Source organism: Plantactinospora sp. B5E13 (assembly GCF_039871775.1).
Classification (GTDB): domain Bacteria; phylum Actinomycetota; class Actinomycetes; order Mycobacteriales; family Micromonosporaceae; genus Plantactinospora.
Window position 1 is genome coordinate 79949 of sequence record NZ_JBDPLT010000002.1, and the last position, 12512, is coordinate 92460.

At 72.1% G+C, this 12512-nt stretch carries 10 protein-coding genes; 3 read left to right on the forward strand and 7 right to left on the reverse strand.

Features of this window, described 5'->3' with window-relative positions:
• Positions 1-41: 41 nt before the first annotated feature.
• On the reverse strand, positions 42-392 hold the full coding sequence (locus ABGB05_RS02265; RefSeq protein WP_347651425.1) for a hypothetical protein: 351 nt from the start codon (positions 390-392) through the stop codon (positions 42-44).
• Complete coding sequence (locus ABGB05_RS02270) at positions 392-1033, reverse strand: HNH endonuclease family protein (RefSeq protein ID WP_347651675.1); 642 nt, start codon at positions 1031-1033, stop codon at positions 392-394. Before ABGB05_RS02270 ends, ABGB05_RS02265 begins: the two co-directional genes overlap by 1 nt.
• Positions 1034-1138: 105 nt before the next feature.
• Between ABGB05_RS02270 and ABGB05_RS02275 the strand changes: the two genes are divergently transcribed.
• The gene (locus ABGB05_RS02275) at positions 1139-2626 is read left to right on the forward strand and encodes an MFS transporter (RefSeq protein ID WP_347651426.1); all 1488 of its coding nucleotides are present in this window, start codon (positions 1139-1141) and stop codon (positions 2624-2626) included.
• Between the two features lie 20 nt (positions 2627-2646).
• Here the strand turns inward: ABGB05_RS02275 and ABGB05_RS02280 are convergent, their stop codons facing one another.
• The 4 genes from ABGB05_RS02280 to ABGB05_RS02295 form a co-directional block, all read right to left on the reverse strand.
• The gene (locus ABGB05_RS02280; protein ID WP_347651427.1) at positions 2647-4242 is read right to left on the reverse strand and encodes a glycosyltransferase family 39 protein; all 1596 of its coding nucleotides are present in this window, start codon (positions 4240-4242) and stop codon (positions 2647-2649) included.
• Positions 4243-4408: 166 nt separating this feature from the next.
• The gene (leuA, locus tag ABGB05_RS02285) at positions 4409-6160 is read right to left on the reverse strand and encodes a 2-isopropylmalate synthase (protein WP_347651428.1); all 1752 of its coding nucleotides are present in this window, start codon (positions 6158-6160) and stop codon (positions 4409-4411) included.
• A 286-nt stretch (positions 6161-6446) separates the two neighbouring features.
• Positions 6447-7013 (reverse strand): nitroreductase family protein, encoded by a 567-nt coding sequence (locus tag ABGB05_RS02290; protein WP_347651429.1) that lies wholly within the window; start codon positions 7011-7013, stop codon positions 6447-6449.
• Between the two features lie 78 nt (positions 7014-7091).
• A complete protein-coding gene (locus ABGB05_RS02295) occupies positions 7092-7949 on the reverse strand; it encodes a hypothetical protein (RefSeq protein WP_347651430.1) in 858 nt (285 codons plus the stop codon).
• A 392-nt stretch (positions 7950-8341) separates the two neighbouring features.
• On the opposite strand from ABGB05_RS02295, the gene ABGB05_RS02300 reads away from it, so the two are divergent.
• Together ABGB05_RS02300 and ABGB05_RS02305 are read left to right on the forward strand one after the other, a co-directional pair.
• Positions 8342-9607 (forward strand): aspartate kinase, encoded by a 1266-nt coding sequence (locus ABGB05_RS02300; protein ID WP_347651431.1) that lies wholly within the window; start codon positions 8342-8344, stop codon positions 9605-9607.
• Between the two features lie 5 nt (positions 9608-9612).
• A complete protein-coding gene (locus tag ABGB05_RS02305; RefSeq protein ID WP_347651432.1) occupies positions 9613-10674 on the forward strand; it encodes an aspartate-semialdehyde dehydrogenase in 1062 nt (353 codons plus the stop codon).
• A gap of 196 nt (positions 10675-10870) precedes the next feature.
• On the opposite strand, the gene ABGB05_RS02310 is transcribed toward ABGB05_RS02305, so the two are convergent.
• Positions 10871-12304 (reverse strand): diguanylate cyclase, encoded by a 1434-nt coding sequence (locus ABGB05_RS02310; RefSeq protein WP_347651433.1) that lies wholly within the window; start codon positions 12302-12304, stop codon positions 10871-10873.
• Positions 12305-12512 lie beyond the last annotated feature (208 nt).

Sequence of the window (12512 nt, forward strand, 5' to 3'; positions counted from 1 at the left end):
CAATCGCTCACGCGAAAGTCGGGCCGGGTCGAGCGGGAGGGTCAGCCGTCAGGCCGGTCGAGCAGGCCGACCGCGATCGTGTGCACCGCGTCGAGGTCCGCCGGATCGGAGAGCCGGGTCCGGCCGCCGGTGACCACGTACCACTCGGCGGCGTCCTTGTACTGCACCCGGAGCGCCACCTGGTCGCCGTGCAGCTCGGTGCGCAGCGTCAGTTCCCCGGTCACCACGCCGACCTCGTCGGTCATCACCCCACCCGGACCGGGGACGATGTCGGTGGTCCGGGTGGCCGACGGCTCGTCGTCGGGTGGGGTCTGCCCGGCCGGCGGCTCACCGTCGGACGTGACCTGCTCGGCGGCCGGCTCGCCGTCCGGTGGGGTGCCGGGCGGGGCCATCAGCAGCTGCCCAGCATGTCGCCGAGCGCCGCCCGCTCGGCCTCGGTGACCGTGAGCCGCCAGTAGTGCTTGACCGCGATCCAGTCCGCCGCGTACCGGCACCAGTCGTCCCGGTTCGGCGGCTTCCACTGGGACGGATCCTGATCACCCTTGGAGCGGTTTGTCGTTTTCGACACGGCGAACAGCTGCGGCTGGTCCAGGTCGTTGGCGAAGTCGCCCCGCTTGTCGTCGTTCCACTCGTCGGCACCCGAACGCCAGGCGTTGGCCAGCGGCACCATGTGGTCGATGTCGACGTCACTCGGGTCGGTGAGCGTGCGGCCGTCGTACCGACTGGGCCAGCGCCCACCGACGACGTTGCAGCCGGACAACTTGATGTCGGTGCCGTCCCGCTGCAGCACGGTGTCCCGGACATCGCAGTTCTTACCCGCGTTGCGCCAGTGCGGGAACCGGTCCCGGCTGTAACCCCGCATCGAGCCGGCCGACGCCGTGGTCAACTCTTCCAACTGCGCCTGCGGGCCGGCGCTAGCGGCCGGGCGCGGAGGCAACGCATCGTCGGCGCCACAACCGGCGGCGCCGCCGAGGGCGAGCGCCACCGAGGCCAGGACGGCGATTCCCGGCCGGGATCCTGATCTGGTACGGATGAACGGCACGGCTTCCAGCTTGTCGGGTCGACCGGTGGACAGGGCAGCCGGATCTGGTTCCGGTGTTTCGCGGCATCTTACGCCGAGAAGGGGAAGTCTGGCACTGTGAGTGACTCCGCAGCCGCGCTCAGGCTGGCCAGTCCGGCCGGTCGGGGGACCCTGTTCGCGGCCGTCGTGGCCTCCGGGATGGTCTTCCTCGACGCCACGGTGGTCAACGTCGCCCTGCCCCACCTCGGTACGGAGCTGCGCGCCAGCACCGCCGGTCTGCAGTGGACGCTGAACGGCTACCTGCTCAGCCTGGCCGCGTTTGTCCTGCTCGGCGGCGCGGTCGGGGACCGGCTCGGCCGGCGACGGGTCTTCCTGGCCGGCGTTCTCGCCTTCACCGTCGCGTCGGTGCTCTGCGGCGCGGCGCAGAACACGGGCTGGCTGATCGCGGCCCGCTTCCTGCAGGGGCTCGGCGGCGCCCTGCTGACCCCGGGCTCCCTCGCCCTGCTGCAGGCGAGTTTCCACCCGGACGAGCGGGGCCGGGTGATCGGCGCCTGGTCCGGGCTGGCCGGCGTCTCCACCGCCTTCGGTCCCTTCCTCGGCGGCTGGCTCATCGACGCGTTCTCCTGGCGGTGGATCTTCTTCCTCAACGTGCCGCTCGCCGTCGTCGTGGTCCTCGCCACGCTGCGCTGGATCCCGGAGAGCCGCGCCGACCCGACCCCGGCCCGGTTCGACCTGGCCGGCGCGCTGTTCGGCGCCCTCGGCCTGGCCGGCATCACCTACGCCCTGGTCGAGGCCGACCAGCTCGGCGGCGGCGCCGCACCGGTGGTCGGCGCCGCAGCGGCCGGCGTACTCGCCGTACTGGTGTTCGTCCTGATCGAGCGGCGGCGCGGCGAACGGGCGACGCTGCCGCCGGCACTCTTCGGCAACCGGCTCTTCGGGGTGCTGAACCTCTACACCGTGCTGGTCTACGCGGGGCTCGGCGGGCTCACGTTCTTCTTCTCGATCTACCTGCAGAACGTCGTCGGCTACTCGGCGCTGGTCACCGGCCTGGCCACGCTGCCGATGACGATCCTGCTGCTGGTCGGCTCCGCCCGCTCCGGGGCGCTGGCCGCCCGGATCGGGCCGCGTCTCCAGCTCACCGTCGGGCCACTGCTGGCCGCCGGCGGGCTGCTGCTGTTGCGCCAGATCGGGCGCGGCGCGTCGTACTGGGTGGATGTGCTGCCCGGAATCACCCTCTTCGGGCTCGGGGTGACCCTGGTGGTCGCCCCGCTGACCGCCTCGGTGCTGGCCGCCGCGCCGGACCGGTTCGCCGGCGCGGCCAGCGGACTCAACAACGCGGCTTCCCGGGTCGGCGGGCTGCTCGCGGTCTCCGGGCTGCCACTGCTGGTCGGGCTCTCCGGCGGGGGTTACCGGGTCGCCGGCGAACTCACCCCCGCCTACCGGAACGCACTGCTGTGGTGTGCCGGGCTGATGGTGGCCGGCGCGGTGCTGGCCCTGCTGCTGGTGCACCGGCCGCACCGCCCGCCGCAGCCGTCCCGGCCCTGCCCGTCACTGCCGCCCCCGGTGCACCCCGAAACGGCCCGGAACCCGGGCGAAATCCGGTAGCCCGCGGCGGGCCGGGCGGTTCACTCCCGGGCGACGAGCTCCAGTACCCAGATCTTGTGAAACTCCACGACCTGCGCCACCACGAACCGGTCCCGCAGCAGGTCACCGATGCGGCCCGGCTCCCGATCCAGCGGATCCGGCCCGAGTCTGGTGCTGACCCACCAGATCCGGCGGACGTCGCCGAGGCACCGGGCGGGCCGGCCACACTCCTCGGCGTGGTACCAGCCGTTCTCTGCCGGAGGTACGTCCAGGAAGACGTCGATCGGGCGGGGATCGTGCCGCAGTTCGTAGGCGAACGCGCGACGCAGGTAGCGGTAGTTGCTGTACGCGATCCCGTCACCCTCCCGGGCGTGGGTCCGGACGAAGCCGGCGGCGGCCCGGAAGGCGTGCTCGTCCTCCAGCAGGTCGCTGCGGACGAACCGGTGGCCGGCGAGCCCGTACCCGGCCACCAGCGCCAGCGCCAGCGCGCCGGCGGCGACGGACAGCGCCGGCCGCAGCACCGGCCGGCCGTCCGGTACCGGCGCGGCCTGGCCGAGCCGGGCCATCCACAGCGTCCCGGCGGCCGCCAACAACACCCAGGCCGGCACCGTGAACAGCAGATACCGGTGGTAGAAGAGTTGGAACTGGTCGAAGGTGAGGTAGGTCAACGCCGGCGCGACCAGGATCCAGGCGCTCAGCGCCAGGCTGGGCCAACGGGACACCGCAAGCCCGACCAGGGCCACGAAGAACAGCACGATCGCCACCGACCGGCTGCCGAACAGCTCGCCCGGCAGCCGGAGCAGGTCGAGCGGTTCCGGTGGCAGGATCCAGACGATCTGGTGACTCTGCTGCCGTGCCTGGAAGACGACCGGCACCACCGGGGCCAGCCCGACCACCACCGCCAGCAGCCAGGGTCGGAACCGCCGGACGACGATCCGCCGGTCCTGTCCGCGTACCTCGCCGAGCACGAGCAGGGCGTGCGCGACCAGCACCGCGAGCGCGACCAGGTGGCTGAGCCCGACGGCGACGACCGCGAGCGCGTACCAGACCCAACGGCGGGGACGAGGCCGGTCGAGGGCACGCAGCAGGAGCAGGGTCGCGCCGATCGTGACCGCCAGGGTCTGTGCGTACGGCCGGGCCTCGGCCGCGTACCGGGAGACCGTCGGCAGGATGGCGAAGATCAGCCCGGCGAGGAGCCCGGTGGGCGCGTCGTAGAGCCGACGGCCGAGCAGCCCGAGCAGGGCCGCGGCGACCGACATCCACAGCAGCGAGGGAAGCCGGAGCGCGGGTGCCGAGTCACCGAACACCGCGGTCCAGAGTCGCATGTAGCTGTAGTACGGCGCGAAGACGATGTCGATGTGGCTGAGCAGCCGGACGAAGTCGGTGGTGGACACCTGCGTGGCCGCCCACCAGGTGGCGTGTTCGTCCCGCCACAGCTGGCGGTCACCGATACCGATGAGTCCGCAGATCAGCATGACCAGGGCGGGAAACCCGGCGACCACGGCGGTCCACCGCCGTCCGTACCCGGGCGGGATCCCGTCGGCCGGCCCGCTGACGGGCCGACCGGACGCCGCCAGGACCGGCGCCACGGATTCGACCGCTCTCGCGGCTCCGCCCCGTACCGCGTCCGTTGACATCCGTGCCCTCGCTTCCGCCAGACCGCACGTGCCTGTCCCGGTCAATGCTAGGAGCGCGGCGCGAAGTTGGAAAAACGATCAGTTGCGGCGCGGGGCGGCCGGGATCACCGGTCCACCCCGCGCCGCAGCTCAGGGCGCGTACGCGGAGAGTGTGAAATCAGTCGCGTCAGCGCAGGGCGCGGTTCACCGCGCTGGTCACCGCCCGCACCGAGGCGGTCACGATGTTGGCGTCGAGTCCGACGCCCCAGACCGTCTGACCGTCCACTTCGCACTCGACGTACGCGGCCGCCTGGGCGTCACCGCCGGAGGACATCGCGTGCTCGTGGTAGTCCAGCACCCGGACCCGTACGTCGAGGGACTGCAACGCGTTGACGTACGCGTCGATCGGGCCGTTGCCGGTCGCGGCGAGGGTGTGCCGAACCTCCCGGAACTCCGTCTCCGCCTCGATCTCGACCTTGCCGTCGACGGTGCCGATCGTGTAGCTGTCCACCCGCACCGCCGGCTGCGGCTGCCGGTCGACGAGGTACTCGGCGGCGAAGAGCCGCCACATCGCGTCCGGCTCCACCTCGCCGCCGTTGTGGTCGGTGACCTGCTGCACCACGCCGGAGAACTCGATCTGGAGCCGACGTGGCAGGTCGAGCTGGTGCTCGGTCTTCATGATGTACGCGACGCCGCCCTTGCCGGACTGCGAGTTGACCCGGATCACCGCCTCGTAGCTGCGGCCCAGGTCCTTCGGGTCGATCGGCAGGTACGGCACCGCCCAGGTGAACTCGTCGACCGGCACCCCGGCCGCGGCGGCGTCCGCCTCCAGCGCGGCGAAACCCTTGTTGATGGCGTCCTGGTGCGAACCGGAGAACGCGGTGTAGACCAGGTCACCGGCGTACGGGTGCCGCTCGTGCACCGGCAGCTGGTTGCAGTACTCGACGGTCCGTTTGATCTCGTCGATCCCGGAGAAGTCGATCTGCGGGTCGATGCCCTGGGAGAAGAGGTTCAGACCCAGGGTGACCAGGTCGACGTTGCCGGTGCGCTCACCGTTGCCGAACAGGCAGCCCTCGATCCGGTCGGCGCCGGCCAGCAGCCCCAGTTCGGCGGCGGCGACCCCGGTGCCCCGGTCGTTGTGCGGGTGCAGGGAGAGGATCACGCTGTCCCGGCGGGGCAGGTGCCGGTGCATCCACTCGATCGAGTCGGCGTAGACGTTCGGGGTCGCCATCTCCACCGTCGCCGGCAGGTTGACGATCAGCGGCCGGTCCGGGGTCGGGTCGATCACCTCGATGACCGCCGCGCAGACCTCCAGCGCGTAGTCGAGTTCGGTGCCGGTGTACGACTCGGGGGAGTACTCGTAGAAGACGTCCGTGTCCGGGGCGTGGATCTCGGCGTACTTCCGGCAGAGCCGGGCGCCCTGGGTGGCGATGTCGGTGATCCCGGCCCGGTCCAGGCCGAAGACGACCCGGCGTTGCAGGGTCGAGGTCGAGTTGTAGAAGTGCACGATCGCCCGCCTGGCGCCGCGGATCGCCTGGAACGTACGGTCGATCAGGTGCTCCCGGCACTGGGTCAGCACCTGGATGGTCACGTCGTCCGGGATCAGGTCCTGCTCGATCAGCTGCCGGACGAAGTCGAAGTCGGTCTGGCTCGCCGACGGGAAGCCGACCTCGATCTCCTTGTAGCCCATCTGGACCAGCAGCTGGAACATCCGCCGCTTGCGTTCCGGCGACATCGGGTCGATCAGCGCCTGGTTGCCGTCCCGGAGATCCACCGCGCACCACCGGGGCGCCGCCTCGACCCGGCGGGTCGGCCACCGGCGGTCCGGCAGGTCGAGGGCGAACTGCTGGTGGTACGGCTGGTAGCGCTGGTACGGCATCCGGCTGGGCCGCTGGCGGGCTATCGGATCGGCGTCGGTGGTACCGGTCGGTTGTGACATGGTGCGGGACTCCCGTGGTCATGTGGCTCCGGTGGCGAGGTCGCCACCGCGCGGACGGCACCGACGGTCCGGTGCCGGAACTCTGGGTCTGGTGTCGAATCAGATTGGCCGCAACGGGGACCGGCCGAGAGAAGCAGGACGGCGTGCGTCAACTCCGCGACGAGGTGCCGATCCGGTTGGCCTCGTCGCGGCAGCGAAGGAGCAGACCCTGCCACATGACATTGGTGACCCTACGTGGTTGCCGTCCGGTCCGGAAGCGTAGTCCGGAATCTGGGATGTGCCCAGTTCACGACAGTTGCTCGCCCGTTCGGCCGAGCAGCAGGTCCGCCACCGGGCGGCGCTGGCGCAGGCCGACCTCCCGGACCCGCAGGTCCTCGGGGAGGGAGTACGGGTCACCGAGCCGGCCGACCGCGACCACGACGTGTGGCCGTACCGTCGGGGGCAGGTCCAGGTCGGCGCGGAGTCCGGCGGTGTCGAAGCCGGCCATCTGGCGTACGTGCAGCCGCAGTGCGGTGGCCTGGACGGTGAGATGCGCCACGGCCTGGCCCAGGTCGTACGCGGCGTGGGTCAGCGGCTCGCCGGTCGGGTCGACGGTGGTGTGCGCGCCGAGCAGCAGCGCGGCGGCGCGGCCCGCCCAGCGCTGGTTCTCGGCCGAGAGGTTGGTCAGGATCCGCTTGTACGCCTCGTCGTCACGCCGGCCCACCAGGAACCGCCACGGCTGGGTGTTGTCGGCGGACGGTGCCCACCGGGCCGCCTCGAGCAGCGACGCGACCTCGGCGTCGGTCAGGTCCGCGACCGGGTCGAACGCGTGCGGACTCCACCGGACCGCGAGCAGCGGGGAGAGCTGGGCCATGTCGCCGAGTGTGCCGTATCGCCCCGTCTGTCCGTTCAGCGGGGTCACCCGACGTGACCGGGCGCACTCCTAATGTGATCATCCCGTGGGTCTGGTCGCCGTGGCGCCCGGATTCCCGGCGGGGTCGTTCCCGGCGGAGTTGTCGCTCCCGGTCGGGCTGCCGTCGCTCCCGGCGGTGTCGTCGGGCGCCCCGGCGATCCGCAGCGGCGCCCGGTCGACGAGCGGACCGGGCAGCGTGATCGAGGCGGGTCCGGCGGCGGGCGTACCGGCCAGCCGGAGGTCACCGGCGGAGAGCCGGGCCGCGGTCAGCGTGCCGTCCGGGTCGTAGCAGTAGATGCCGGAGTCCAACGGCGGGCTGACCGAGGTGGAGGTGGGCTCGACGGCGAAGCAGCGCCCCCGCGCCCCGGGCAGCGGCGCGGCCGAGACGGCGAGCGGGGCCTGACGGTCGGTCAACACCTCCGGCCAGTCGGCGAACAGGTGCTGCAGGCGCGGGTCGATGCCGGCGTCGAGACGCTGACCCGGGTCGGCCACCCGTACACAGCCGGCCGGAACCGTTCCGCCGCCGGTGCCGGGCAGCGCGCACTGGAAGAGGCCACTGCCGTTCTGCGCGATCGACACGTCCGCACCACCGCCGAGGGCACCGCCCGGGATGTCGACCCGCCAGGACCCGTCCAGCGCCCGGGTGACCGAGACCGTGCGGTCCGGCCGCCCGGCGGCGGAAAGCGTGTACGCGGCCACCAGCCGGCGGTCCTGCGCCGCGGCGGCGTACGCGGCCAGCTGGTCGCGCGGCTCGGTCGGCTGGTTGTCCGGCGTCGTCGCGGCGACGGTCGGCGTCGGTGCCGGCGGCGGCGTCTCCGAGGCGCAGGCGGCGACCGGCAGACCGGCGCCGGCGAGCAGCAGCAGCCCGAGTGTGGCCCGGACCGGTCCCGGCGACAACCACGTCCGGCCGCGCGCGGACCGGCGGCCGACGGATCGGCAGCGGACGGACCGGCGACAGGTGAGCTGCGGCAGGTGTCGGCGGAGGGTCCGGGCCGGCGCGGAGGTGGGGTGAGAGGGGCTCACACGGCACACTCCGCCATTCTCCGGGCAGACCGTCGGATTCGGCGGTCACCGGGCCGTCTCGCGTGTCGGCACCGTCACCGCTGATCGCCGCCGATGGCGGTGCTTCGAAGCGGTGCCCGAGCCGGATGGTGGGAACGCCTGGTCGGGGCGACGATGCCGGCCGGTACCCTGAGGACGTCTCACAGAGCGCCGCCGGCCTCGTACCGGCGGCGTTGGCACGCTCAGGGCCGGTGCGCCTCGCCCGGCCACGGAAGGAGTGGACCGTCGTGGCACTGGTGGTGCAGAAGTACGGCGGATCCTCGGTCGCCGACGCCGAGCGGATCAAACGGGTCGCGGAACGGATCGTCGCGGCCCGCAAGGCCGGCGACGACGTCGTCGTGGTGGTCTCGGCGATGGGCGACACCACCGACGAGCTGCTCGACCTGGCCAACCAGGTGAGCCCGCTGCCGCCCGGCCGGGAACTGGACATGCTGCTCACCGCCGGGGAGCGGATCTCGATGGCCCTGCTCGCCATGGCGATCCACAACCTCGGGTACGAGGCGCGGTCGTACACCGGTTCGCAGGCCGGCGTGCTGACCACCTCGGTGCACGGGCGGGCCCGGATCATCGACGTCACCCCCGGGCGGCTGCGCAGCGCGCTCAACGAGGGCGCGGTGGTGATCGTCGCCGGCTTCCAGGGCGTCGCCCAGGACACCAAGGACATCACCACGCTGGGCCGGGGCGGTTCGGACACCACCGCGGTCGCGCTGGCCGCCGCGCTCGACGCGGACGTCTGTGAGATCTACACCGACGTCGACGGGGTCTTCACCGCCGACCCGCGGATCGTCCCGAACGCCCGGCACATCAAGACCATCACCTACGAGGAGATGCTCGAACTGGCGGCCTGCGGCGCGAAGATCCTGCACCTACGGAGCGTCGAATACGCCCGACGGGCGGGGTTGCCGATCCGCGTACGTTCGTCATACTCGACCAACACCGGAACCATGGTGACCGGATCGACGGAGGACCTACCCGTGGAGCAAGCACTGATCACCGGGGTCGCCCACGACCGGAGCGAGGCGAAGATCACTGTCGTCGGCGTTCCGGACGAGCCGGGGGCGGCGGCCCGGATCTTCGAGACCGTGGCCGGTGCCGAGATCAACCTCGACATGATCGTCCAGAACGTCTCCACCGAGGGGACCGGCCGGACCGACATCTCCTTCACCCTGCCGAAGGCCGACGGGCCGACCGCGATGGCGGCGCTGAGCAAGGTGCAGGAGCAGGTCAAGTTCAAGGGCCTGCTCTACGACGACCACGTCGGCAAGGTCTCCCTGATCGGCGCCGGGATGCGGTCGCACCCCGGGGTGGCGGCGAGCTTCTTCGCCGCGCTCGGCGAGGCCGGGGTCAACATCGAGATGATCTCGACCTCCGAGATCCGGGTGTCGGTGGTCTGCCGCGACACCGACCTCGACGCCGCGGTCCGCGCCGTACACGAGGCGTTCGAGCTGGGTGGCGACGAGGAAGCGGTGGTCTACGCCGGGACCGGGAGGTAGCCGCGATGGCTGCGCTGCCCACGCTCGCGGTGGTCGGAGCGACCGGTGCCGTCGGTACGGTCATGTGCGACCTGCTCTCCTCCCGCAAGAACGTCTGGGGCGAGATCCGGTTGATCGCCTCCGCCCGCTCCGCCGGGCAGAAGCGGATGTGTCGCGGCGAGGAGCTGACCGTCCAGGAACTCACCCCCGAGGCGTTCGACGGGGTGGACGTCGCGATGTTCGACGTACCGGACGAGGTCTCGGCGCAGTGGGCGCCGGTGGCGGTCTCCCGGGGTGCGGTCGCGGTCGACAACTCGGCGGCGTTCCGCAGCGACAAGGACGTGCCGCTGGTGGTGCCGGAGATCAACCCGGAGCAGGTGCGTAACCGCCCCAAGGGCATCATCGCGAACGCCAACTGCACCACCCTGACGATGATCATCGCGGTGGCGCCGCTGCACCGCGAGTACGGCCTCCGTGAGCTGGTGCTCGCGTCGTACCAGGCGGTCTCCGGGGCGGGACAGGTCGGGGTGGACACCCTGCACGACCAGCTCTCCAAGATTGCCGGGGATCGGGTGCTCGGCTCACTGACCGGCAACGTACGTCAGGCCGTCGGCGACGACCTCGGCCCGTTCCCCGCCCCGATGGCCCTGAACGTGGTGCCGTGGGCCGGCTCGCTGCGCGACGGTGGTTGGTCGTCGGAGGAACTGAAGCTGCGCAACGAGTCCCGCAAGATCCTCGGCCTGCCGGACCTGAAGGTCTCCGCCACCTGTGTACGGGTGCCGGTGGTCACCGGGCACTCGGTCGCCGTACACGCGGTCTTCGGCACCGAGGTGGACGCGGAGGGCGCCCGGGAGGCGCTGCGCAACGCGCCCGGGGTGATCCTGGTCGACGACCCGGCGGCGGGCGAGTTCCCGATGCCGATCGACGCGGTCGGCACCGACCCGTCCTGGGTGGGCCGGATCCGCCGCTCGGTCGACGACCCGCGCGCGTTGGACCTCTTCGTCACCGGTGACAACCTACGCAAGGGCGCGGCGCTCAACACGGCACAGATCGCCGAGCTGCTGGCGGCGGAGTTCACCAACCGCTGATCCGGGCTGGGTGGTCGGTTCCAGCTCGCGGTGCGTCGTGGGCTGGGTGGTTTCAATGTGCGGTGCGTCGTGGGCGGGGTGGGCCGGGGCTGCCGTGCCCGCGCAGGGCGGTCAGGCTTGATCCCTTCGCCGGTCACGGCAGCCCCGGCCCCGGCTCGCCGCCGGGTCGTGCCGTCCTGCCCGGGCCCGAGGGCGGTCAGCCGGCGGCGAGGCCGACGCCGTCGCGGCCCTGCCGCTTCACGCCGTAGAGCGCCTCGTCGGCCCGGCGCAGCGTCCGGTCCGGGGATTCGTCGTCCCGGCGTACCGCGACTCCGACGCTGATCGTCCGGCCGGTCCGACGGGCCGCCTCCACCAGCCGCTGGGCGATGCCGGCCGCCTCCTCGGCACGGAGCACGTCGACCACCGCGACGAACTCGTCACCGCCGGTCCGGTACAGCTCGTCACCGTGTCGCAGTGCGCCCTGCAGCGCCCGGGCCAGTTCGACCAGAGCCTGGTCGCCGGCCTGGTGGCCGTACGTGTCGTTGATCGACTTGAAGTCGTCCACGTCGATGGCGAGCAGCGCGGTACGCCCCTCCGGCCGCAGGTCGGCGATCCGTTCCCCGAACGAGCCCTGGTGCCGCAGCCCGGTCAACGGGTCGGAACTGGCCCGTTCCCGCAGTTGGGCCAGCCCGCGCAGCCGCTCCAGGCAGATCCACGCCTGGGCGCCGAGCAGCTCGATCAGGTTGACCGTGGTCGGGTCGGGGTGCACCGTCCGGGTGTCGCCGACCAGCAGCACCCCGCAGAGTTCGGTGGGCCCCAGCGGTACGGAGATCATCGTCCGTACCCCGGCGGCGATCAGCAGCTCCTGGTCGGGGGTGGTCGGGTGGCCGTCCTCGCCCAACGTGTACGAGGCTCCGTGCCGGTGGGCGAGCGTCCGGAGCCGCTCCAGCACCGGACGGCCGGCGCCGACCAGGGCGGCGTGCACCCGCGACTCGAGCCCGTCCGGTACGACGCTCGGGGTAGCCACCCGCGGACCGGTCGGCCCGTCCAGGACGAAGACCGCCGAGGTGAGCCCGGAGACGTCCCGGGCGGCCCGCACCGCGGCGGTCATCAGCTCCGGCTCGGTGACGGCGGCGGTCAGCGCCGAGGCGTGCCGGAGCAGTTTCTCGCTCCGGGTCTCGGCGGGCGGGCCGCCGAGCGCGTCGATCCGGGTGCCGAGCCGGGCGGCGATCCGTTCCACCGTCTCCTGCCAGCCGTCCAGGTCGACGTGGTGGGTCCATTCCAGGTCCAGTACGCCGATCGGCCGGCCCACCGGGTCGAGGATCGGAACACAGAGTTCGGCCACCACGTCGGGGCGCAGCGCCGCGTAATCGAGGTCGAGCCCGCCCTCGGGTACCACCTCGGTTTTGCCGGAGGCGTAGACCCGACCGACCGTGCCGGCGCCGGCCGGCACCGAGGCGAAGACCTGCCAGGATCCGGTGGCGGCAACACACCGGAGCCGGTCGTGGACCCAGAGCAGGACGGCGATCCGGGCCGGGGCGTACCGGACCAGCGCCGTCACCGTCGCCTGGCAGCACTCGACGGCGGTGGACGCCGTGGAGAGCCGGGCGGTGACGTCGCGGACGACACGCGCGTGATCGAGGGGGGACACCGTTCCGATCCGGGGAAGAGGGTCCGAGGGTGCCGGGCCGAGGAGTGGGTGGGCGGAAAGCAGGGTGGGCAAGGGGCAGCGCCCGTCCAAGATTACTCAGGGTGCTGGAAAGCCGCTGTGCACCCGACTGAGGAAGGGCCCCCTATCAGCGCTTTTGACAGCGGAAGGGCTCTTTCCTGGGAGCTCGTCGGCTGTGAGCCTCGTCTCG

Coding starts and splice junctions, on each gene's coding strand:
- leuA (WP_347651428.1), bottom strand. CDS start 6,160: ATGTCACAACCGACCGGTACCACCGACGCCGATCCGATAGCCCGCCAG.
- ABGB05_RS02305 (WP_347651432.1), top strand. CDS start 9,613: ATGGCTGCGCTGCCCACGCTCGCGGTGGTCGGAGCGACCGGTGCCGTC.
- ABGB05_RS02290 (WP_347651429.1), bottom strand. CDS start 7,013: ATGGCCCAGCTCTCCCCGCTGCTCGCGGTCCGGTGGAGTCCGCACGCG.
- ABGB05_RS02265 (WP_347651425.1), bottom strand. CDS start 392: ATGGCCCCGCCCGGCACCCCACCGGACGGCGAGCCGGCCGCCGAGCAG.
- ABGB05_RS02280 (WP_347651427.1), bottom strand. CDS start 4,242: ATGTCAACGGACGCGGTACGGGGCGGAGCCGCGAGAGCGGTCGAATCC.